Below are 20,805 nucleotides of genomic sequence, written 5' to 3' on the forward strand. Positions count from 1 at the left end.
AAAAAGGTTTAAGAAAATGAAGGTCGGGTAATTTCTAAACTAAGCAAACATATTCATATCATGAAAATTGGAGGAATTGTAAATGACTAACAATAAATTTATGGGTACGTTCGATAACGAAACAGAGGTATTAAGTAAAATTGAAGAACTAAAAGCACAAGGTTCTAAAGAAGATGATATGTACGTAATGGCTCGAGACGAAGGCCAGATTTCGATGGTACGCGGACGGACAGATGTAGACTATAAGTCATCCGAAGGAAATTGGATGGATAAATTCATGGGCTTCTTGTCAGGAGACGATTCAACACGGGAAGCATTTTCCGGTATGGGAGTCGATAAAGACGAAGCAGATCGGTATTACAACGAAGTACAAAACGGCAAGATCCTATTATTTGTAGACCGTGAGTATGGTGCAAACTATGAAGGTCAAGCGCCATATGATAATACTTCAACAAGTACTGAAGCAGGGACAATGGGAGCACCAGGAATAGGAAGCAATAGAAACCATCTAGATGACGAAGCTGTAGGCAGAGACGGTCTAACAGTGGACACAAATAATGAAAACGACGTTTATTACAACAAGAAAAATGATACATTTAGTCGAGACACAACTGACACAGCAGGTGTTGGAAAAGATGCAGGAACAGGCTTTGGTCTTGGGTCTGATCGTACAACGGAAGATTTAAATCGTACAGATCGTCTTGATGGGACAGACAAAAACTTTAACCATGGAGACACAGAAGAAGAGAAACTTCGTTTACACGAAGAACGTTTAAGTGTTGACAAAGAACGCGTGCAAACGGGTGAAGTCAATGTTGGAAAACACGTTGTCGAAGAAAACCAAACAATTGAAGTACCAGTAGAACGTGAAGAAGTCTATATAGAGCGTCGCCCAGTAAATGAAGAAACAACAGGGAATTCCTTTGATAACAATTCTGGATTAACAGGAGATGCATATCAAGAAGGCGAAAACATCCATATTCCCGTGACAGAAGAACGCGTTGAGGTGACAAAAAAAGATGTAGTAGCTGAAGAAATTATAGTTGGAAAACGTAAAGTACAAGACACAGAAACTGTAAATGAAACAGTTCGTCACGAAGAAGCGGATATCGACGAAGATACTATTTCAACAAAAGACAAGTTAAATCATGATGATCACAAAGATCGTGATCGTTTCTAAAGAAAATCTAGTTGGAGGCGGGGATTAATCCCCGTCTTTTTGTTCGTCCAACAGGAATAGCGTATAGTAGAAAGAGGCAAGGAGGGATAGCAATGGATGGTAAAAAAAGAAGTGACGTTAAGCCAGGCATTGAAGTACATGTGATTTTAAAGCAAGATCAGCGTTCAGGCAAGAAAACACACGGTGTTGTAAAAGATTTGCTAACAAATTCTGCGACACATCCACATGGCATCAAAGTTCGCTTACAAGATGGACAAGTAGGACGGGTCTGTGAGATTTTATCAGGAAAATAGAGCTTCTTTCACTTTTGTGTAAGAAAGCACTGTGCACCAAGCCTCTTTAATAACAAGGACTATATTAACACAAAAACGGATCCATTAAAATGGGTCTGTTTTTGTGTTAATATAGGGATATTGAAAAATGAAGGAGTCTCTCAAAATGAGCCAATTCTTTGAACGTAAAAAACAGGAACTTGGAGTTCAATTAAATAAAATACAGCGAAAAGCAGTAGAGCGTACAGAAGGTCCTTTGCTGTTGTTAGCGTGTCCGGGGTCTGGAAAAACGACTACGATGATTATGCGTATCGGTTACCTAATCGAAGAAAAAGGGATATCTCCGCAACGTATCAAAGCGATTACATTTAGTAAGGCATCTGCTAATGATATGCTCGAGCGGTATAAACGATTTTTCCCAACGCTACAGCCAATTGATTTTTCGACTATCCATAGCTTAGCCTTTCAAATTACGCGTGATTATTTTTCAGGATCTCGTTACGTCATGATAGAAGGCAGTGAGACAAATGGCCTTCATAAGAAGAAACTCCTTCGTGAAATGTACCGAACGGAAAATGACGAGCCAATTACAGATGACCAATTAGAAGAGTTGATTTCTTTTATTAGTTACGTGAAAAATAAAATGCTGCCTAGGAAACAATGGGCAAAATTGAAAGAACCTTTTCCTGGAGCAATCGAAATCCTGAAAACTTACGAAGCGTTTAAAGAGAACTATGACGTAAGGTTAGTTGATTTTGACGATATGTTGTCGTTAGCCTACGAAGCACTGGAGAAAGACAAAAGTTTGCTTGCGAAGTACCAAGGACGCTGGGATTATGTCATGACAGACGAAAGTCAGGATACTTCATTGATTCAACATGCCATTGTAGAAAAAATAGTAGCTCGCCATCAAAACCTATGTGTTGTAGCTGACGATGACCAGTCAATTTATACATGGAGAGCTGCCGAACCGACTTATTTACTGAAGTTTAGAACAGTTTACCCAGACGCTTATATTATGAAAATGGAGCGTAATTATCGCTCCTCCCAAAATATTGTGCATACAGCTAACGAATTTATCAAAACCAATAAAAAGCGGCATGACAAAAACATGTTTACTAAGCAACCTGAAGGAGACCCCATCGTTTTAAGGCGCTTAGGTTCAGAAGAAGCACAATTTAAGTACGTTATGAAAGAGCTCAAGGAATTGACAGATTATGGAGATGTGGCGATTTTATACCGCAACAACTCGTCTTCAACTTTATTGATGAGTGAACTTGAACGTTTAGGCATTCCTTTCTATATGAAGGATTCTGATAATCGTTTTTTCTCTCATTGGATTGTAGAAGATATGTTAAATTTTATGCGTTTTAGCCTGAAGCCAGAACGCATTGATATTTATTCGAAAGTTGCCTCTAAAACGAATGCCTATTGGTCAGGGAGCCAATTGAAAATACTAAGTCGCATGAATCCGACAGAGGAACATGCTTTTGATCAAATCAATTTAACAATTACCTTAAAAGACTATCAAATTAAAATTTTAGCTGAACAGAAAAAATGGTTTGCTGCGTTGAATGGCATGAAGCCGTTGAAAGTGATTCGAACAATTCGTGGGGAAATGGGCTATGATCAAATGCTCGCGAGTCGTGCCGAGAAGTTTGGGATGAAAATGACATACCTGGCTCAGATTTTGACGACATTGGAGCAAATTGCAGAGCCGCTTGAATCCATGACAGCTTTTGCAAAACGCCTAAAGCAGTTAGAACAAGTAACACAACAAGCGAAAAAAGAGAAAACTGACGATATGCTAACCTTATCAACATTTCACAGCTCTAAAGGTTTGGAATTTGAACGAGTTTACATGATTGACTTGGTAGAAGGAGTCATACCAACTGAAGAAGATGGGGAAACTCCTGACAGTTTAGAAGAAGCGCGCCGCCTATTTTACGTTGGCATGACAAGAGCTAAAAGCCATTTAGAATTGATTAGTTACGGAAGTGAGTCTCGGTTTGCGGATGAAGTACGCAACTTAGTCGTTCCTGAAAAAAGAATGGCAACGCCACAACGAACTGCAACGAAAACACCTATCAAAGTAAAAGTACCCGACAATCCGAATGCCATTCATTCAGAAGATGTATTGCGTGAAGGGGTTCAGGTTAGGCATCGCGTCTTTGGAGCCGGGGAGATTGTCGAACGAGATCAAGAACGTATCTCCATCCAATTCGCAAAAGAACGCAAAGAATTGATGATTGATATTTGCCTAAGTTATCGGTTATTAGAGATGATTAACTAGCGCCTCTGTGAACTTACAGATGTGACATACAGAAGAACGCGGGGAAATGGCAATGAAAATAAGGGATTGGGATCGAAGTTTAAAAGTGCGTCTAATCGGCGAGTTTTTTATGAATACAAGTTATTGGATGGTATTCCCGTTTTTAGCAATTTACTTTGCGGAAGAGTTTGGTAAGGGGACCGCAGGATTACTGCTAGTTATTTCGCAAATGTTTTCTGTGGCATCAAACTTAGTCGGTGGCTATTGTGCAGACCGATTTGGACGTCGCCGCATGCTAGTAGTGGCCTCTACTGCTCAAGGCTTGTCGTTTTTGCTATTTGCCTTTGCCAATTCTCCGTGGCTGCAGTCTCCTGAACTTGGCTTTGTCGCGTTTACACTTGCTGGAATGTGCGGTGCTCTTTATTGGCCAGCAAGTCAGGCGATGATTGCAGACGTTGTGCCGGAAAAATACCGTAGCGATGTTTTTGCCATTTTTTATACGACTTTAAATATCGCAGTTGTAGTAGGTCCGTTGTTCGGAGCGATTCTGTTCTTTTCTTATCGCTTTGAATTATTGCTAGTGGTTACAGTGATTTCGATGCTTCTAAGTGTAGTTTTACGATTGCTTACAAAAGAAACCCTCTCACAAGCTATGGTGGAAAAATGGCAGTCGCAAACAGCAACTGGGTGGGTCGGAGCGATTTCGAAGCAATTTAAAGAGTACGGCTTAATTTTTAAGGATCGTCTGTTTCTCCTTTTTATTATTGCTGGCGTGTTAGGTGCACAGACATTCATGCAACTAGATTTGCTTATCCCGGTCTATTTGAGAGAAACAATTGATAGTCAAACAGTGGCTTCTTTGTTTAACCGAGAATGGTCTGTTACTGGAGAAACCTCTTTTGGTTTGTTGCTAGCTGAAAATGGATTGTTTGTGGCATTACTAACAGTAGTTGTGACTCGGTGGATGACGAAGTTTCCGGAAAAATGGGTTTTCTTTACTTCCGCTGCTTTCTACGGTTTAGCTATGTGGTTGTTCCCGTTAACTGATTGGTTTTGGATGTTTGTAATTGCGATGGCCGTATTCACCTTTGCTGAACTGATGGTGGTCGGTCTGCAGCAAAACTTTATCTCCAAACTTGCACCAGAAGACATGCGTGGGCAATATTTTGCAGCTGCTAGTTTACGTTATACCATTGGGCGCATGATTGCACCGATCTCCATCCCCATGACAGCCTGGTTTGGTTTTCCATTGACGTTCGGTGTATTGGGGTTACTGGCACTTGCTAGTGGTTTTGTCTACTTGCTTATGTTTCGATTATACGAAAAAAGGCCTTCCTATTGAGGAAGGCCTTTTGCTTTGCTTTACTTTTGGTCTTTAGCTAATTTAACTAGCATATGTGCAAGCATGTGTTGCTCTTCTTTATCGCCAACCTGCCATAAGCGGTGCAATAAATATTCTTCACTATTTTTAGGATCTTCTTTTTTCGCAAGATAAGATGCAACTTTTTCAGCTAGTTGTGCGATGCGCTCTTCGCTCAAGCCCAATTTCTCGCCCATCTCAACTTTGTCACTTAAGTAATTCATGAATACAGAAAAATCTGCTAAAATTTTGTCTTTTTTCTGTTGGTCTGTATTTTCTAGTTTATCTTCAACTTTTTTATTGATGTTTTCCATTTGTTCGCCCAACTCCCTTATGGTTTTTCAATACACTAACTATTTACCACCACAAAGAAAGTTTAAACATAAAATTTAAAAACGTTCAGAAGATTCGTTTAAATAGAATCGATAAGGGTAATGAGATAACAAGGATGGAATATAAGAAGGAGGATGATTGAATGACCTTATACGACAAAATTCAGGAATTGAAAAGTTTTGAATGTCCAGACCGCTGCGTGTTAAGTGTATATTTAAATACCAATCCAGCTGATTCAAATGCTCAAAACGGAGCATGGAAGATCCATCTGAAAAATGGCTTGAAGCGATTAGATGAATATTTAACAGCTTCGAACAATGAAAAAGAAATAAAAGCATATAAAAATTTGCGAAAAAAAGTGGAAAAAGAGATTTTAGACAATCAAAACGATCTTCAAAAAGGTGTTGTCATTTTCGCTTCAGAACACGAAGATCTTTGGTCAGTGCATTATGTACAAATCCCTGTGAAGACAAGTTTCCATTGGGAAAACAAACCTGTCCTAGAAGAGCTTCGTTATATGTACAAAGCTTATCCATACGCAGGTATCGTGTTGCCAGGATTTAAAGGGATTCGTGTCATTGATACGTCTATGGGAATTATCAATGAAGAATTTTTTTATGAGTTTGATTCAGGACTTGAAGTCTGGACAGAACAAAAGGGCGCACGAAGTTCAGGTCGAGTAGGAGCTGGAGGCGGTAGCACAGTCACTGGTGGTGGCGGTGGAAGTCCAGCCGATGAATTAGATCATCGGTTAAGAGAAAACTTAGAACGTTTCTACAAAGACATGGGCGGAAAAATGGAGAAGCTGAGAAAAGAACGCAAATGGGAAGAAATTCATGTAGTCGGCGAAGCCGAACATGCTAAATCATTTGCTAAAACACTTCAACAAAAACCAAAAAGCTGTGTCTATAAAAACTTGATGAATAATGATTCTGGGAAAATTCTACACGAAGTATTCGAAGTATAAATAAAACACCTCAGCAACTTTGCTGAGGTGTTTTATTTAGGTTTAGGGCAAAATGTGCACGTATTAAAAGATGGCATTTCTTTGTACAAGCAACAGGTTTTTCTAAGCGGTTTTGAAACAGCTTGTTGCAAGGAAGTGTCACCAAGTAATTTCGCAAGATAAGAAGTTTTAATTGGCTTCCAATTTTCTTCATTCATAAGCCATTCTAAGTCTGCTGCGACTTTTCGTGGATTTCGGGTTTCTAGATTAGCGTAAAACCACAAGACAGAACCGAGCACGTTTTCCCAGCAAGTGATAGGAGAGATTTTTATGTGTTTTTTAAATTCATTGAGCAACTCGTTTACTTGTCTATGAAGAATATCATGAAACGCTTGGAACCTGCTGTGTGCGTCAATCGGTTGAAATGTCGACGACTTCGCATGGACCTGTAAAAGAGGAAGTCCATAATTATGAACACGGTCAAATGCTAATTCACGCCAATCGACGGAAAAATACCCGTTGTATTGATCGATTAGGCTAAACTGAGCGGTTACGTAAAGAGCATATTGTCGAAAAAAATAAGATACTGCGACGCCGGCGTTGTCAGTTCCACACCAGTGTTTTAATTCTTCGATCATTGTGGGGACATCTTGACTAAGCGGCTGTTGTGGAATGCGGTCTGTTGCAACAGATTGCGTGCTTAGCAAGTATTTGGCTTGTTGCGGGAAAGTCACCATGATTCACCTCTTCAGTTATTATGCTACGTTAAAAGGGAAGAGTTTGCAAAGTCATCAAACAATCTAACAAGAGCTATTCGCCTATTATTTTATTGAGAAGTCGATTAAACTGAGGAAAAGGAGTGAGGAAATGGAATTTTCTATTTTAACAATCGACCACGTTCAAGTTGCAGCACCTGCAGAGGAAGAACAAGTTGCAAGAAACTTTTATGCGGAGATTTTGGGAATGCAAGAGATTGAAAAACCAGAAGCGCTAAAAGGTAGAGGAGGTGCCTGGTTCGAGTTTGGTAGTCAGCAATTGCATGTAGGCGTAGAAGAGCCTTTTTCACCAGCAAAAAAAGCACATCCGGCATTTCAGGTAGCTGGTTATGAGAAGTTAAAGGAACACTTATTAGTAAACAAAATTGAATTGAAAGAAGACAATAGCATTCCAGGTGTCGAACGATTTTTTGTTTTTGATCCGTTCGGCAATCGGCTAGAATTTCTGAAATAAAAACGCCAATGCCCGACGTCAGGGCATTGGCATTTTATAAATGGTTTTAGTAGCAGGTAAAATGGTGATTGGAGCCACTGCTATACATAATGATAAATAAGTGCATATCAAAAGCTGCCCAGTAAATAGGCAGCTTTTAGAAAAAATTATACGGTTTGAAGAGCGATTGCTGGACCGAAGAATTCAAAGTGAATTTGTTCTTCTTTCATGCCGAGTGCTTGCAGTTCTTGAATCATGGCTTCCATGAATGGAACAGGTCCACATACATAAACATCACCTGTGATATCGACGTATTCTTCTAAAACCGTGCGTGTAATATAGCCTTGTGGCTGGTCAGAGTAAAACGTTTTATAGCGTGCATCAGTCATAGTCGCAACGTATTTCTGAATATCCTTATCGAAAGCATGCATAGATTCATTGCGCGCAGCGTGAAGAAATGCAGTTGGACGTTCTGGAGTTAACGTAGCCACAGTTTCAAACATGCTCATCATCGGTGTAATGCCGACACCACCACTTACAAATGCGACGGGTGTAGTTTTTTCAGTATCAAGAACGAACTCACCTGCAGGAGCACTAACTTCAAAGCGATCGCCTACATTCATTTCGTCATGAAGATAAACAGAAACGCGGCCGTTTGGATCATTGTCTGCATCGCGTTTAACGGAAATACGGAATTCGTCTGCTTGAGCTGCTTGAGAAAGACTATATTGACGGTTGAACAAATACCGCTCTCCCGGAATTGACATGCGTAAAGAAATATATTGGCCGGGCTGATAAGCAGGAACATCTTTTCCATCAGCTGGTTTCAAGTAGAAAGAAGTGATACTTTCGCTTTCTTTTTCTTTGCGGACAATTGAAAAGTCTTTAAAGAAACTCCAGCCGTTTTCTTGAGATTCCATTTTTGCATACATTTCTTTTTCAACGCCGATAAAGGCATCTGCGATTACGCCATATGCTTCTGCCCAAGCATTGATGATTTCATCGGTTGCTGCATCGCCTAAAACTTCTTTAATCCCTTTTAATAAATATTCTCCAACAATCGGATAATGTTCCGGCTTAATTCCCAAACTTACGTGTTTGTTAGCAATTTGGACAACTGCTGGAAGAATAGCTTCTAGATTATCGATATGGACAGCTGCAGCATAAACCGTGTTTGCCAATGCAGCCTGCTGACGACCTTTTTTCTGGTTCGCGTGATTAAAAATATTTAAAAGTTCAGGATGCGCTTCAAGCATGTTCTTGTAGAATACAGTCGTGATCGCTGTTCCGTGTTCTTCTAATACCGGTACTGTGGATTTGATGATCGCTCTTGTTTCTTGTGATAACATAATCAATCTCTCCTTTTGTTTTCTATATCTTGACTATACTCCTCTAATTCCTTTAAAGATATATTTAAAATACATCTTTAAAATTTGGACACAACTAATTTCACAGAAAAGTCACAACAAAGAAAAGCGGAAGCGACCATGTAGCTCCGACAGGCATAAGGCAGATCAGCAGTGTGGCGTTCTGTGCCACGCAGTTGAGTTGACATATGACCCGAGGAGTTGGTCGCTGGAGCCTGGACAAAAAGAAAAGCGGAAGCGACCGTGTAGCTCCGACAGGCATAAGGCAGATCAGCAGTGTGGCGTTCTGTGCCACGCAGTTGAGTTGACATATGACCCGAGGAGTTGGTCGCTGGAGTCTGGACAAAAAGAAAAGTGGAAGCGACCGTGTAGCTCCGACAGGCATGGGGTGGATTCGACACACGATATTTTTTGGTCGTTAAACTAAAAAAACCATTAAATGGATATACAGTCGATATTCATTCAAATACTGTCCGTTTGGCGAGGAATACTGTCCAAACCAGGAAAATACTGTCCAAATCTATCAAAATACTTCATATTTCACCTAAACACTTCTCTACGCATAAAAAAAGTCCAGCATAAGCTGGACTGGAATGCATTTATTCACTATTCGTATTTAAATCCATAGCAGGCCCAAAAAATTCGTAGTGAATCTGTTCTTCTGGAATGCCCATGCGATGTAATTCACGAATCATAATCTCCATAAATAGCGCGGGTCCACAAACATAGACATCACTTGCAGGATCGACATATTCCTCAAGCATTTCCCGGGTAATAAAGCCGTTGGGTTCATCTGAATAAACAGCTTTATAGCGAGCATCGTCCATCATCTCAGCGTATACTTGAATGTCATTATCAAATGCTTGCTGCAGTGGATTACGAGCGCCATGTAAGAAGGTGGTCGGACGCTCTGGTGTAGATTTTGCAACTGTTTCAAACATACTCATCATCGGCGTGATGCCAACGCCGCCACTGATAAATGCGACCGGAGATGTCTTCGTCATGTCGAGGACAAAGACTCCGGCTGGAGCACTAATTTCAACGTGATCACCTTCATTGACACCGCTGTGCAAGTAGTTAGAAACGACGCCATTTGGATCGTTGTCATTTTCACTCTTTACCGAGATACGGAATTCATCTGATTTCGGTGCTTGAGAAAGGCTATATTGTCGAATAACTAAAAACTCTTCACCAGGCATAGAAAGCCGTATCGAAATATACTGACCGGGTGTATAAGGCGGTACGTCAGATCCATCTGCAGGTTTCATGTAAAAGGAAGTAATGACTTCACTTTCTTTTACTTTACGTGTCACAATAAAATCTTTAAAGAAAATCCAGCTATTTTCCTGCTCTGCCGTTTGTTTATACATGTCTTTTTCAACACCGATAAAGGCGTCTGCAATAACGCCATAAGCCTCAGCCCAAGCTTCAAGTATGTCATCAGTTGCAGCATCCCCGAGTACTTCCTTCATAGCTTTTAATAAGTATTCGCCAACAATTGGATAATGTTCAGGCAAGACACCGACACTCACGTGTTTATGAGCAATTTGAACAACTGCTGGAAGAATTTCCTCGAGGTTATCGATATTAACGGCTGCTGCGTGAACCGCATTAGCTAGTGCAGCTTGTTGACGACCTTGCGCTTGGTTTGCTTGATTGAAAATATTCAATAATTCAGGATGTGCCACAAAAAGATTTTCATAAAATTGAGTAGTAATTGCCACACCATATTCCTCTAAAACGGGTACAGTCGACTTAACAATTGACCGAGTTTGTTCTGATAACATAGTAAACACTCCTTTTCGTATTTTGAGGTTCATTTGCTTTCGAAAGAACCAAAAAGTCTCTATAATAAACAATCAGAAGAGGTGAGTAAAATGAGATTGACCATGTATACTGATTTCTCATTACGTGTTTTGATTTATTTAGGCACAAAAGATCCAGAAAAGTTAACGACCATCCAAGAAATTTCTGACGCTTACAATATATCTAAAAATCATTTAACAAAAGTTACATTTGAGCTTGGAAAAGCTGGATTTATTCATACAGTAAGAGGAAGAGGTGGTGGTATTCGTCTGGCAGATCTTCCACAACATATTAATATTGGTACAGTAGTAAGAAGAATGGAGGATGACTTCGATTTAGTTGAATGTTTTAATTCAGCTACAAATCGTTGTCCCATTTCATCAATTTGCGGACTACGTGGTGCTTTAGGCAAAGCACTCAACGCATATTTATCAGTACTGGATGAATATACGCTTGAAGACCTCATGTTTAATCGAGAAGGGCTCCGCGAAATTCTAAAGACATAAAAAAACGGCTCAATCTCTTGAGCCGTTTTCATATTTATAATTCCAGAGCTTGCGGCTCTTGCCCTTTTTTATTCATTAACCGTACGCGATCAGGTTTAATGGCTAAAATAACAAGATTTGGATCATCAGGTCCTTCAAACCAACCTTCCAAATGCTCGTTCCAAACTTTGTCAATCATTTCACGATCATCATGTATCGACATGGTTCCTTCAATTTCTAAGAACGAATCGCCAACTCCTTCGCCTTCGTATCCCAAAAGAATATGAGCATGAGGATTAGCTTCTAGCTCGTCGACTTTTTGCGTTTTTTTACTGGTGGCGGTGTAAAGTGTAAAATCATCGTTAAAAAAAGTCATATAACGCGAATGAGGCTTATTGTCTTTAATTGTAGCGAGAGTTCCTACGTAACTTTCCTCTAAAATTTTTAACGCTGCTTTTTTAACGTCTTCTTGATTCATCCATATCACTCCTTTTGTCTTTGTATTTATCTATTCCTTTTTAAACTTTAACTAAACATAAAAGACCCGCTAGAAGGAGCGGATCTTTTATGTTTGTTCTATTCCATTATTTTAGGTGTTCGATTAAATGCACTTGGCAGCACCATACCAATTAAAATAATGAAGATTCCTCCGATTTGAAGGGGTGTCAACACTTCGTCCAGAATAATAACCGATGCGAGAACAGCTACTGGCAATTCCATGGCGCTTAAAATGGAGGCAAGTCCTGAACCAACACGCGGAACTGCGATGGAGAAAAAGTAAATAGGCATAATAATACCGAAAAACCCGAGTAACAAGCCGTAAACCCACAAACCTTCAGCGAATAATTGTCCATTCCAAACAATTTCGGGTGTTTGAAAAAAGCCAACAATAATCGCTGCGAAAAGTGATACGTAAAACAGACGAGCTGACGTGTCCATACCGTCGATTTGCTTGCCGTTGACAAACATGAAAGCCGAAAAACAAAAAGCAGCTCCAATTCCCCAAGCCCATCCTTGCCAAGGAATCGCGCTTAGATCTGTTCCGATGATTCCAGCGGCAAACAGTGTTCCTGTAAATAATAAGATTAAAGAAAAGACTTCTGTTCGTTTCAGCCATCGCCGATTGACGATACAATCAAGGAACATACCGATCCATGTAAATTGGAACAATAAAACAACTGCTAGTGAGGCGGGAAGATAGTTAAGAGAGTGTGCGTAAACCATACCGGTAGCAGCTGTGAAACTGCCGGACAGCAGTAAGATTTTCCAACCTTTAATTCTTGGCATTTTGCGCTGTGTTATAAAAAATAAAAGGGCAGCTAATACGAACCCTATAAAATATTGACTAGTCACGGCTTCAGCGGCTGTGAAACCATTTTTCATTGCGACTTTTATAATAGTTGAGAGAATTCCATAACAGCTTGCTGCTACGACGACCATAAGTGGATAAATCCAGTTTTTCATTTTCTTTCACTCCTGTTCAAACGAGAATCATAGCATAAAAAAACCATAGAGAATAGTCTCTATGGTTTTTTAAAAAAAGTACTTACTTTTATGAACATTCATAGTTATTATTCTGGGAATTTTTCTTCGCTTGAAGAATTACTTTTCGTTCCGCGTTTATCACTTTCTTCACGCTTTTCTTGTTTTAGATCTTCCATCGGGATGGTATCGACAGTCATTTCTTCTTTGTGCATTTCCGTAAGTGTTTTTTTATCCGTTTTGTACTGTTCAGGATTATCCATGGGACCGCCATCGCTTATGTTACGATCTTCATCTTTAAATGGTTTTTTGTCTGACATGTCAAGCACCTCTTTCTTTTTTGTGTTAGTCTTTATATTCCTTAAATGAAACTTTTGAAACATACAAGAGACCACAGTTTCTATATGCCCAAACAATGGTTTCAGCCTTAACATGTTGGCAATAGAGCAACCGATTAATAGGGTACTTAAAATCATTCTGAAAAAATAAGAACTATGATAAACTGAAACGAACGAGCGGGAGGAATTTTAAAATGGATGTAAAATCAGCAATAACAGTAGGTGGTTTGAATTTTGAATGGGATTTAACCAAAGGACGTTTTTTGTTTGAAGGACAAGAATCAATTCTTTTCTGGACAGCAACAGCGATGAAACTTTTTTTCGATTCTATAGAAGAAATTTCTGGTAAAGATGCGGCGGACGTTGTACTAGAAACGACAGGGTTTCGTCAAGGTCTACTAGTAGGAGAATATTTTCGACACATGGAAAATGTCTCTGTAACAGAAGCTTCTAACTTAATTACAAATACATACGCCTCCGCAGGATGGGGGTTAGCAGAAATAAAAAAACTAAACGAGGAAACACTTACGCTTGAAGTGCATTTAAAAAACAGCTGGGAACATATAATTAATGTGGCACAAAAAAAGACGCAAGGAGGCAGTTTTTTGCCTGCCCATTATGCCGGAATTTTTTCTTCTTTATTTAACGAAAATATTTGGTATAAAGTTGTGCACCATCAAATAGACGGTTTTGAAGAAAGCATTATTCAATACTTTCCTTCAGAACAAACGATTGAAAAAAATATCCACCACTTTTCTCGGCTAAAAGAAGCGGAAAAAATCAGCGAACTGGAACGATTAGTAGATGAAAAGACAAAAGAATTAAATGAAATGATCAAAGAAATTTCTTCACCGCTTATTCCAGTTCTTCAAGGGATTGTTGTTGTGCCACTACTTGGGACATATGACGAGGCTCGTGCAGAAGAGTTATTAGTCAAAACGCTCCAGAATATGCCGAATCACAAAGCTAAGTATTTGATCTTAGATTTGACAGGGTTAAATAATAATTTTACGCAACATGCGGCGATGCTGATTGAAAAGCTAGGGTTAGCGGCATCGTTGATTGGTACACAAACGATATTGGTTGGCATCTCGGCAAAAATGAGTATGACCATCACAGAGGCAGGCATCAACTTATCAAAGTTCCAATGCTTTCAAACTCTTCAACATGGTATTCACTATGCCCTTGCACAAAATGGTAGAAGTATCATCTAAATAAAAAGGTACATTGGATCCTGTCCAATGTACCTTTTTATTTATTCCGCGGACTTTACAATTTCGATAATTACCTGTGTTGCTTTCTCCATATTTTCCGCAGAAATGAATTCGTATTTTCCGTGGTAATTCTCACCACCTGTGAAAATGTTCGGCGTTGGAAGCCCCATGTACGACAATTGAGAACCATCTGTACCGCCACGAACAGGCACAATGTTCGGCTTGATTTCTAATGCAGTCATAGCGTGCTCTGCGCGATCGACAATTTCCATAACGGGTTCGATTTTTTCCCGCATATTGTAATATTGATCTTCAATTTCTAGCAGAATGGCTTGTTTGCCATATTGCTGTTGGAGCTTTTCCGCAACTTCTTCCATATGCCGTTTTTTATCTTCGAATTTATTTTTATCGAAATCACGGATAATATAGCTCAATTCCGCTGTTTCAATATCGCCAACAAAATTATTCAAATGAATAAATCCTTCATAGCCTTCTGTTAACTCAGGAACTTCATGTTTCGGCATTTCCTGTTGGAATTGAATAGCTACTGTTTGCGCATTGACCATTTTATCTTTTGCTGATCCCGGATGAACGCTTTTCCCTTGAATGGTCAGTTTCCCGCTCGCTGCGTTAAAACTTTCGTACTGCAACTCGCCAAGAGGGCCACCGTCCATGGTGTATGCATATTGTGCACCAAAGCGTTCGACGTCAAATTTATGTGGGCCGCGACCAATTTCTTCGTCTGGTGTAAAGGCGACGCGGATTTTTCCATGCTCAATTTCAGGATGAGCATTTAAATATTCCATTGCAGTCATGATTTCAGCAATACCGGCTTTGTTGTCTGCGCCAAGTAATGTCGTGCCATCTGTTGTGATTAGCGTATGGCCCACGTAGTCTTTTAAAGAAGGAAAATCCGACACAGTCATCGTAATGCTGCTATTTAGTGAGATGTCCTGTCCATTATAATTATCAATACGTTTCGGATTAACGTTTTTTCCAGTAAAGTCTGTCGCAGTGTCAACATGTGCCAAAAAACCAATTACAGGGACTTCTCTGTCGGTATTGGCCGGAAGCGTGCCGAAAAGGTAACCGGATTTATCCATATCGACATCAGTCAAGCCAATGGTTTTCATTTCCTGTTCCAATTCACGGAGCAAGTCCCACTGCCCAGTTGTAGAAGGGGTGGTGGTACTAGTGAAGTCGGATTGTGTATCGATTTTGGCGTAACGAACGAGTCGTTCAATTAAAGTCTCTAACATGTATAAATCCTCCTAGAATAAGTTCTGTACAAGTTGAATGGTGTTACCGACTTTTTAGAGTTATGGAACAGCAACTTCAACCCATATAGTAGTAGTTTAGCACGAAGTGGGAAAATGGTGAAAATTCTGGTCACAAAAAAACGACGCCCGGCAAGGGACATCGTTCAATTAGTTTTGCTTTTTCAGTTTTAATGCTTTTGTATGCGCAGCTTGTACTTCCTCTAATAGAGCAGGTTTTGTCAGCAATAGATACCCAGTAGTAGCTAATGCTTTAGCGCCTTTGATCAACGCATTATTGCCTTGCTCTGATTTAGCAGCTTCACGAAACTCAGCAGTATGGGCAATTAGGCTTTCGGGACCAATTTTAATATAGCCATGTGCAGTAGGGACTACGTAACTAATGTTGCCAGCATCGGTAGAACCAAGGCCAGAAATCCGGGAATCTGCTACCGCCTCACCTAGTGCTTCAAGCTCGCTACGAACAATCACATCCAAAGCGGGTGTAATGACCAAGTCACGCACTTCATTTTGGAAACGTTCGATTTTCACTGTAGCACCAGTTGCCAATGCCGCGCCTTCAGCAATCGCTCGAATTTTACGAGCAGTGTCAGCTGTTTTCTTCCAAGAATCACCCCGAATATAAAAGCGTGCCGCCGCATATTCAGGAATGATGTTCGGTGCATCACCTCCATGAGTGATAATCCCGTGGATACGTGCATCTGAAGGTAATTGCTGACGCAAAGCATTGATGCTATTAAATAGCTGCAAGACCGCATCAAGTGCATTAATGCCTTGTTCAGGAGAGCCTGCTGCATGCGCGGGCTTACCGTAAAAGTGGAATTCCAATGGATCAACAGCAAGGGAAGGACCGGTGACAGCTGAATTTCCAGAAGGATGTAGCATCAAAGCCGCATCAATACCTTCGAGCAGGCCGTGTTTAATGAAACTGCCCTTGGCGCTACCATTTGGACCGCCTTTTTCTGCAGGTGTTCCAAGAACGACAACTCGGCCACCTATAAGGTCTAAGGTTTCTGATAATGCAATGGCGGCAGCGACGCTAGTGGTTCCAATAATGTTGTGGCCGCAGGCATGACCGATTCCAGGCAGTGCATCATATTCAGCAAGGTAAGCGATTGTTGGCCCAGAAAGTGAGCTTTCTTTACTGGCAAAAAAAGCAGTGTCGTGACCGGCGACGCCTTTGTCAACGGTAAATCCTGCGTCTTCAAGCAAATCAATTAATAAAGAACTCGCATAAAACTCTTCATTACCAAGTTCAGGTTTGGCGTGAATTGCCTGGCTTGTTTCAATATATATCGTACGTTGCGAGTCGATGGATTGAGAGATGATCTGTCTTGCTTCCTTAATAAGGGTCATTGGAATTCCTCCTATATAGATAACTTCTTATTGGTAATCGACAAGCTCATCTACTGTAACAACAGTTGGAATTTGAGCACCTTTTGTATGCTCAATAATAAATTCAGCGGTATCTTCCTGTTGATAAATCTCGACGATTTTCTGGTAAGCTTCATTATCAGCGTCTTCAGCGTTTGCAGCAATCAAGTTAATATACGGTTTAGCCGTATCACTTTCGCGAGCGATTGGATCTTTAGTTGGGTTTAATCCCGCATCAACGGCAACACCATTGTTGATAATTGAAGCAGCCACATCAGGCATTGCACGTGGTGTATGACCAGACACCATAGGGACAATTTCAATATTTTTGGGGTTTTCGATAATGTCTTCTGCCGTTCCAGTAAGTCCAGCATCGTCAGAAAGTGTGATCAATCCTGCTTCGTCGAGAAGTAATAGTGCGCGGCCCATGTTGGTCGCTTCATTGGGAGTTGCGATTTGTGAACCTTCAGGAATATCATCGATAGATTCGTATTTATCAGAACACAAGCCCATCGGTGCAATGACGGTCGAACCAATCGGCACGATATCAATACTATGCTCAGCAACAAATTCATCAAAATAAGAAATCGTCTGGAACGCATTCAAATCCAGTTCCCCTTCAGCTAGCGCTAGGTTCGGAGCTACATAATCAGAAAAAGTTTGAATTTCCAACTCAATTCCTTCCTTCTCCGCTTTGTCCGCAATATAATCCCAAATCATTGTATCCGAACCGCTAATGCCAAGTGTTACGGTCGTTTTGCCTTGTGCATTGCTATCGTCTCCACAAGCAGCCAAAATGAATACCAGTAGTAAAAATAATGTTGCTGTTAAAATTTTTTTCATGAGTAATTCCTCCATTTTTAAGGTGTATTTTACTAATTACGTCTGACTTGCCTCGATAATACATTTCCAAAAGATTGAACGCCTTGTACCAGTATGACCAAAATAGCTACTGTGATGAACATTACGACCGTGTCGAATCGTTGATATCCGTATGTAATGGCTAAGTCCCCAAGACCACCGCCGCCAATAGCGCCAGCCATTGCAGAAGCACCAATAAGTCCAACTACAGCGATTGTCAAAGCAAGAACAAGTGAACTTAACGCTTCGGGAATCAAGAAGCGAAAAATAATTTGCAATGGAGAGGCACCCATTGCTTGTGCGGCCTCGATCACACCTTTATCGACTTCAAGCAAAGAGTTTTCAATTAACCGAGCAATGTATGGCCCCGCATAGAAAACTAGTGGAACGATGGCTGCAGCTGTACCAATCGATGTACCAACAATGAGCCGAGTTAATGGAATAATAGCAACCATTAAAATAATAAAAGGAATAGAGCGAAAAATATTGATGACGACATTCAATACTTTAGACACAATTTCATTTTCTAACAAATGTCCATGACGTGTAACGACTAACAAGATACCGAGAGGAAAGCCAATCAATAGCGAAAATCCAAAAGCAACACCTGTCATATAGACGGTTTCCCATAAAGCTTCCAAAATTTGTTCGTAATTAACTGACATAATCAATGACCTCCTCTATTTGAATAGTGCTGTCCCTAATAGAAGATAAGGCACGTTCCACTTCGCTTGACTCTCCAGAGAATTCGACAATTAAGTTACCGTATGGAACACCTTGCAATTCGGTAATATTGCCGAATAGTACATTCAAATCAACGTTAAAGTCACGTGACACTCGGGACATGAAGGGTTGACCGACTGATGTGCCAGTAAACTGCAACCGGTATATGACCTGATTATTTTGTTTATCTTGAATTTGTGCTAGCAGCGATTCAGGCAACTCGTCGTTCATAACAGAGCGAACAAATCGTTTGGTGGTAGCCTGCTGTGGATTAGAGAAAACGTTAAAGACGCTTCCTTGCTCAATAACTTTCCCTGCTTCAAGCACGGCCACTTTGTCACAGATTTCTCGAATGACGCCCATTTCGTGTGTGATGAGCAGGATGGTAATATTGTATTCTTTATTGATTTTGCGAAGTAGGTCCAAAATCGATTTCGTCGTTTGTGGATCAAGTGCTGATGTTGCTTCGTCGCATAACAGAACGGAAGGATTCGTTGCAAGAGCACGAGCAATGCCGATGCGTTGCTTTTGTCCACCTGACAGCTGGTCTGGATATTTTTGCGCCTGATCTGCAAGTCCAACGAAATCGAGCAACTCTTTTACTTGTTTTTCGATATCATTTTTCGATGTGTTAGCTAACAGGAGCGGCATAGCAACGTTATGATAAACCGTTTTTGAATGGAGTAAATTAAAATGTTGGAAAATCATACCGATATCTTTTCTGATAGTACGAATTTCTTTGCTAGATAGCGTCGAAATATCCTTTCCGTGAATTAATACACGTCCTTTAGAAGGACGTTCGAGCAAGTTTACTGTGCGGATTAATGAACTTTTACCGGCTCCACTAAAGCCAATAACTCCGTAGATTTCGCCGGTTTCGACAGTTAAATCGATGCCATTCAATGCATGGATTTCCTGTTTACCTGATTGGTAGGTTTTGGCGACGCCTTCGAATTGAATCATAGTAAGTAGACCTCCTCATGCTGTATTGTTATTCAAATCGTTAATGCTCACAATCCGTCGAGAAACTAGACAAAAAGAGCCCTCTTTTTTCTTAACCATAAGAAAAAAGAGGGCTCCTGTTGAAACCATCTAATTCTCATCTTCCAAATGCATGGATGCATTTGCAGGAGTTGGCACAGTTTTTGCGGTTAAACAAATCTGCTGCCGAAACGTCATAGGGCCTGTCCCTCGGTTTCTCTGGATAAGAAAGTGATGTATGCTATTCGATTCGTGATTCCTACTTTATGGCGGAATAACAAAAAAGTCAAGATGAATATTGAAATTTATTTTTTCATCTTCAAAATTCATTGTATTCCTTTCTAAATGGACGGGGTAGGTTTCTTTCGAAAAACTGATGATACTGTAGGTTCATTGCCACTCTTTATTCGTATAATATTTTCTCGATGTTTCCATACAGCCATCATGAACAGGACTAGCGCTATTAGTAACGGCCATAGACCGACTGCAGGGATAAAGGCAATTACAAAATACACGGCGTACAAAACGAATACGCCAATGACAAGATAATTTGTTACTAGTGAAACAACGATCAATAACAATAATCCGAGCAACCCGAGCTTCCAGTCAAGCGCTATCATTACACCTATTACAGATGCTGTACCTTTTCCGCCGTCAAAGTTCATATAGAACGGAAAATTATGACCAACTATTACGGCAGCTCCTGCAACGAACAAGAGGGTCCAGATTGTTGCAGTTGAAAAGCTACCTAAGTCCACTAACAAACGTAACCCCGCAACAACAGCAAAGCCTTTGAAAACGTCAATAAAGGCAACGAGCAAACCATATTTCCAGCCCAGCACGATGGCTGCATTAGAAGCACCGGAATTTTTTACGCCCGAATTTTTGATGTTAACGCCTGATACGGCTTGTGCAACAAGTGAACCATGACAACAACCGATAAAATAACCTGTAATCAATAAGAGCAAAATCCAAATGACCATCATTAATTCCTCCTCTACACTAAAAGATAACGTTTGAAAGTGGGCAAGGTTTCAAAATTTTTTGACTAATAAGCTTGACAAACGCCAATAAAGTTTTTATACTTCACAACAAGATCAAAAATTAAATCAAATACTCTTATCAAGAGTGGCGGAGGGATAGGCCCTGTGATGCCCGGCAACCGACAGACATTTTGTTTGTAAAGGTGCTAATTCCTACAGAATCGATTTTCAGGTTCTGAGAGATAAGAGGAGGAAACTCCGTAATTTACGGCCCTCTTCTTAGCGAAGGGGGCTTTTTTCGTCCCCTTTAGCATGTGTTACTACTAAAAAAACAGGGGGAAT

The 20,805-nt window shown here is 40.4% G+C and carries 21 protein-coding genes and 2 riboswitches; of the genes, 8 read left to right on the forward strand and 13 right to left on the reverse strand.

Annotated features, from left to right (window positions below; all coding sequences use genetic code 11):
* Positions 1–82: 82 nt before the first annotated feature.
* The 4 genes from QMF37_RS01035 (at position 83) to QMF37_RS01050 (ending at position 5,066) form a co-directional block, all read left to right on the forward strand.
* Positions 83–1,180 (forward strand): DUF2382 domain-containing protein, encoded by a 1,098-nt coding sequence (locus tag QMF37_RS01035; RefSeq protein WP_078080698.1) that lies wholly within the window; start codon positions 83–85, stop codon positions 1,178–1,180.
* 92 nt (positions 1,181–1,272) lie between these two features.
* Positions 1,273–1,473 carry a YwbE family protein gene (locus QMF37_RS01040; RefSeq protein ID WP_058384330.1) on the forward strand — a complete coding sequence of 67 codons (201 nt, stop codon included), beginning with the start codon at positions 1,273–1,275 and terminating at the stop codon, positions 1,471–1,473.
* 145 nt (positions 1,474–1,618) lie between these two features.
* Positions 1,619–3,745: an ATP-dependent helicase gene (locus tag QMF37_RS01045; protein ID WP_283476068.1), complete on the forward strand. Its 2,127-nt coding sequence runs from the start codon at positions 1,619–1,621 to the stop codon at positions 3,743–3,745.
* Positions 3,746–3,797: 52 nt separating this feature from the next.
* Complete coding sequence (locus QMF37_RS01050) at positions 3,798–5,066, forward strand: MDR family MFS transporter (RefSeq protein WP_071153161.1); 1,269 nt, start codon at positions 3,798–3,800, stop codon at positions 5,064–5,066.
* A 20-nt stretch (positions 5,067–5,086) separates the two neighbouring features.
* Here QMF37_RS01050 and QMF37_RS01055 read toward each other — a convergent pair whose 3' ends face one another.
* Positions 5,087–5,398, reverse strand: a complete 312-nt coding sequence (locus tag QMF37_RS01055) for a DUF3243 domain-containing protein (RefSeq protein WP_049693048.1) — start codon at positions 5,396–5,398, stop codon at positions 5,087–5,089.
* A 161-nt stretch (positions 5,399–5,559) separates the two neighbouring features.
* Here QMF37_RS01055 and QMF37_RS01060 point away from each other — a divergent pair, with 161 nt between their 5' ends.
* A complete protein-coding gene (locus tag QMF37_RS01060) occupies positions 5,560–6,384 on the forward strand; it encodes a VLRF1 family aeRF1-type release factor (RefSeq protein ID WP_058384332.1) in 825 nt (274 codons plus the stop codon).
* 32 nt (positions 6,385–6,416) lie between these two features.
* On the opposite strand, the gene QMF37_RS01065 is transcribed toward QMF37_RS01060, so the two are convergent.
* Positions 6,417–7,100 carry a hypothetical protein gene (locus QMF37_RS01065; protein WP_245830203.1) on the reverse strand — a complete coding sequence of 228 codons (684 nt, stop codon included), beginning with the start codon at positions 7,098–7,100 and terminating at the stop codon, positions 6,417–6,419.
* A 130-nt stretch (positions 7,101–7,230) separates the two neighbouring features.
* Here QMF37_RS01065 and QMF37_RS01070 point away from each other — a divergent pair, with 130 nt between their 5' ends.
* Positions 7,231–7,593 (forward strand): VOC family protein, encoded by a 363-nt coding sequence (locus QMF37_RS01070; protein ID WP_071153121.1) that lies wholly within the window; start codon positions 7,231–7,233, stop codon positions 7,591–7,593.
* A gap of 146 nt (positions 7,594–7,739) precedes the next feature.
* On the opposite strand, the gene hmpA (QMF37_RS01075) is transcribed toward QMF37_RS01070, so the two are convergent.
* Positions 7,740–8,924 carry an NO-inducible flavohemoprotein gene (hmpA, locus tag QMF37_RS01075; RefSeq protein ID WP_481861789.1) on the reverse strand — a complete coding sequence of 395 codons (1,185 nt, stop codon included), beginning with the start codon at positions 8,922–8,924 and terminating at the stop codon, positions 7,740–7,742.
* A 614-nt stretch (positions 8,925–9,538) separates the two neighbouring features.
* The gene (gene hmpA, locus QMF37_RS01080) at positions 9,539–10,726 is read right to left on the reverse strand and encodes an NO-inducible flavohemoprotein (RefSeq protein ID WP_283476073.1); all 1,188 of its coding nucleotides are present in this window, start codon (positions 10,724–10,726) and stop codon (positions 9,539–9,541) included.
* Positions 10,727–10,816: 90 nt separating this feature from the next.
* Between hmpA (QMF37_RS01080) and QMF37_RS01085 the strand changes: the two genes are divergently transcribed.
* Positions 10,817–11,251: an RrF2 family transcriptional regulator gene (locus tag QMF37_RS01085; RefSeq protein WP_071153124.1), complete on the forward strand. Its 435-nt coding sequence runs from the start codon at positions 10,817–10,819 to the stop codon at positions 11,249–11,251.
* 34 nt (positions 11,252–11,285) lie between these two features.
* Here QMF37_RS01085 and QMF37_RS01090 read toward each other — a convergent pair whose 3' ends face one another.
* The 3 genes from QMF37_RS01090 to QMF37_RS01100 form a co-directional block, all read right to left on the reverse strand.
* Complete coding sequence (locus tag QMF37_RS01090; protein ID WP_071153125.1) at positions 11,286–11,708, reverse strand: pyridoxamine 5'-phosphate oxidase family protein; 423 nt, start codon at positions 11,706–11,708, stop codon at positions 11,286–11,288.
* A gap of 98 nt (positions 11,709–11,806) precedes the next feature.
* Positions 11,807–12,694: an EamA family transporter gene (locus QMF37_RS01095; protein ID WP_283476077.1), complete on the reverse strand. Its 888-nt coding sequence runs from the start codon at positions 12,692–12,694 to the stop codon at positions 11,807–11,809.
* 107 nt (positions 12,695–12,801) lie between these two features.
* The gene (locus QMF37_RS01100) at positions 12,802–13,032 is read right to left on the reverse strand and encodes a hypothetical protein (RefSeq protein WP_058384339.1); all 231 of its coding nucleotides are present in this window, start codon (positions 13,030–13,032) and stop codon (positions 12,802–12,804) included.
* A 212-nt stretch (positions 13,033–13,244) separates the two neighbouring features.
* On the opposite strand from QMF37_RS01100, the gene QMF37_RS01105 reads away from it, so the two are divergent.
* Complete coding sequence (locus QMF37_RS01105; protein ID WP_071153127.1) at positions 13,245–14,264, forward strand: STAS domain-containing protein; 1,020 nt, start codon at positions 13,245–13,247, stop codon at positions 14,262–14,264.
* Between the two features lie 41 nt (positions 14,265–14,305).
* On the opposite strand, the gene pepT is transcribed toward QMF37_RS01105, so the two are convergent.
* From pepT to QMF37_RS01135, 6 genes are all read right to left on the reverse strand, one after another.
* Positions 14,306–15,523 carry a peptidase T gene (gene pepT / locus QMF37_RS01110; RefSeq protein ID WP_071153128.1) on the reverse strand — a complete coding sequence of 406 codons (1,218 nt, stop codon included), beginning with the start codon at positions 15,521–15,523 and terminating at the stop codon, positions 14,306–14,308.
* 168 nt (positions 15,524–15,691) lie between these two features.
* Positions 15,692–16,897 (reverse strand): M20 family metallopeptidase, encoded by a 1,206-nt coding sequence (locus QMF37_RS01115; RefSeq protein WP_283476082.1) that lies wholly within the window; start codon positions 16,895–16,897, stop codon positions 15,692–15,694.
* Positions 16,898–16,924: 27 nt separating this feature from the next.
* The gene (locus tag QMF37_RS01120; protein WP_283476084.1) at positions 16,925–17,758 is read right to left on the reverse strand and encodes a MetQ/NlpA family ABC transporter substrate-binding protein; all 834 of its coding nucleotides are present in this window, start codon (positions 17,756–17,758) and stop codon (positions 16,925–16,927) included.
* A gap of 32 nt (positions 17,759–17,790) precedes the next feature.
* Positions 17,791–18,441, reverse strand: coding sequence for a methionine ABC transporter permease (locus tag QMF37_RS01125; protein ID WP_078080695.1), 651 nt, complete (start codon positions 18,439–18,441; stop codon positions 17,791–17,793).
* A complete protein-coding gene (locus QMF37_RS01130) occupies positions 18,431–19,462 on the reverse strand; it encodes a methionine ABC transporter ATP-binding protein (protein ID WP_283476085.1) in 1,032 nt (343 codons plus the stop codon). Before QMF37_RS01130 ends, QMF37_RS01125 begins: the two co-directional genes overlap by 11 nt.
* 133 nt (positions 19,463–19,595) lie before the next feature.
* Positions 19,596–19,710: riboswitch (SAM riboswitch) on the reverse strand.
* A gap of 111 nt (positions 19,711–19,821) precedes the next feature.
* Positions 19,822–20,463, reverse strand: coding sequence for a glycerol-3-phosphate acyltransferase (locus QMF37_RS01135; protein ID WP_283476087.1), 642 nt, complete (start codon positions 20,461–20,463; stop codon positions 19,822–19,824).
* A gap of 133 nt (positions 20,464–20,596) precedes the next feature.
* Positions 20,597–20,712: riboswitch (SAM riboswitch) on the forward strand.
* Positions 20,713–20,805: the final 93 nt, after the last annotated feature.

Origin of the sequence: Planococcus sp. S3-L1, from assembly GCF_030063085.1 — a bacterium.
Classification (GTDB): domain Bacteria; phylum Bacillota; class Bacilli; order Bacillales_A; family Planococcaceae; genus Planococcus; species Planococcus kocurii.

What these genes read in the sequence shown, in the direction of transcription:
- QMF37_RS01035 (WP_078080698.1), top strand. Translation starts at nt 83, where the DNA reads ATGACTAACAATAAATTTATGGGTACGTTCGATAACGAAACAGAGGTA.
- QMF37_RS01040 (WP_058384330.1), top strand. Translation starts at nt 1,273, where the DNA reads ATGGATGGTAAAAAAAGAAGTGACGTTAAGCCAGGCATTGAAGTACAT.
- QMF37_RS01045 (WP_283476068.1), top strand. Translation starts at nt 1,619, where the DNA reads ATGAGCCAATTCTTTGAACGTAAAAAACAGGAACTTGGAGTTCAATTA.
- QMF37_RS01050 (WP_071153161.1), top strand. Translation starts at nt 3,798, where the DNA reads ATGAAAATAAGGGATTGGGATCGAAGTTTAAAAGTGCGTCTAATCGGC.
- QMF37_RS01055 (WP_049693048.1), bottom strand. Translation starts at nt 5,398, where the DNA reads ATGGAAAACATCAATAAAAAAGTTGAAGATAAACTAGAAAATACAGAC.
- QMF37_RS01060 (WP_058384332.1), top strand. Translation starts at nt 5,560, where the DNA reads ATGACCTTATACGACAAAATTCAGGAATTGAAAAGTTTTGAATGTCCA.
- QMF37_RS01065 (WP_245830203.1), bottom strand. Translation starts at nt 7,100, where the DNA reads ATGGTGACTTTCCCGCAACAAGCCAAATACTTGCTAAGCACGCAATCT.
- QMF37_RS01070 (WP_071153121.1), top strand. Translation starts at nt 7,231, where the DNA reads ATGGAATTTTCTATTTTAACAATCGACCACGTTCAAGTTGCAGCACCT.
- hmpA (WP_283476073.1), bottom strand. Translation starts at nt 10,726, where the DNA reads ATGTTATCAGAACAAACTCGGTCAATTGTTAAGTCGACTGTACCCGTT.
- QMF37_RS01085 (WP_071153124.1), top strand. Translation starts at nt 10,817, where the DNA reads ATGAGATTGACCATGTATACTGATTTCTCATTACGTGTTTTGATTTAT.
- QMF37_RS01090 (WP_071153125.1), bottom strand. Translation starts at nt 11,708, where the DNA reads ATGAATCAAGAAGACGTTAAAAAAGCAGCGTTAAAAATTTTAGAGGAA.
- QMF37_RS01095 (WP_283476077.1), bottom strand. Translation starts at nt 12,694, where the DNA reads ATGAAAAACTGGATTTATCCACTTATGGTCGTCGTAGCAGCAAGCTGT.
- QMF37_RS01100 (WP_058384339.1), bottom strand. Translation starts at nt 13,032, where the DNA reads ATGTCAGACAAAAAACCATTTAAAGATGAAGATCGTAACATAAGCGAT.
- QMF37_RS01105 (WP_071153127.1), top strand. Translation starts at nt 13,245, where the DNA reads ATGGATGTAAAATCAGCAATAACAGTAGGTGGTTTGAATTTTGAATGG.
- pepT (WP_071153128.1), bottom strand. Translation starts at nt 15,523, where the DNA reads ATGTTAGAGACTTTAATTGAACGACTCGTTCGTTACGCCAAAATCGAT.
- QMF37_RS01115 (WP_283476082.1), bottom strand. Translation starts at nt 16,897, where the DNA reads ATGACCCTTATTAAGGAAGCAAGACAGATCATCTCTCAATCCATCGAC.
- QMF37_RS01120 (WP_283476084.1), bottom strand. Translation starts at nt 17,758, where the DNA reads ATGAAAAAAATTTTAACAGCAACATTATTTTTACTACTGGTATTCATT.
- QMF37_RS01125 (WP_078080695.1), bottom strand. Translation starts at nt 18,441, where the DNA reads ATGTCAGTTAATTACGAACAAATTTTGGAAGCTTTATGGGAAACCGTC.
- QMF37_RS01130 (WP_283476085.1), bottom strand. Translation starts at nt 19,462, where the DNA reads ATGATTCAATTCGAAGGCGTCGCCAAAACCTACCAATCAGGTAAACAG.
- QMF37_RS01135 (WP_283476087.1), bottom strand. Translation starts at nt 20,463, where the DNA reads ATGGTCATTTGGATTTTGCTCTTATTGATTACAGGTTATTTTATCGGT.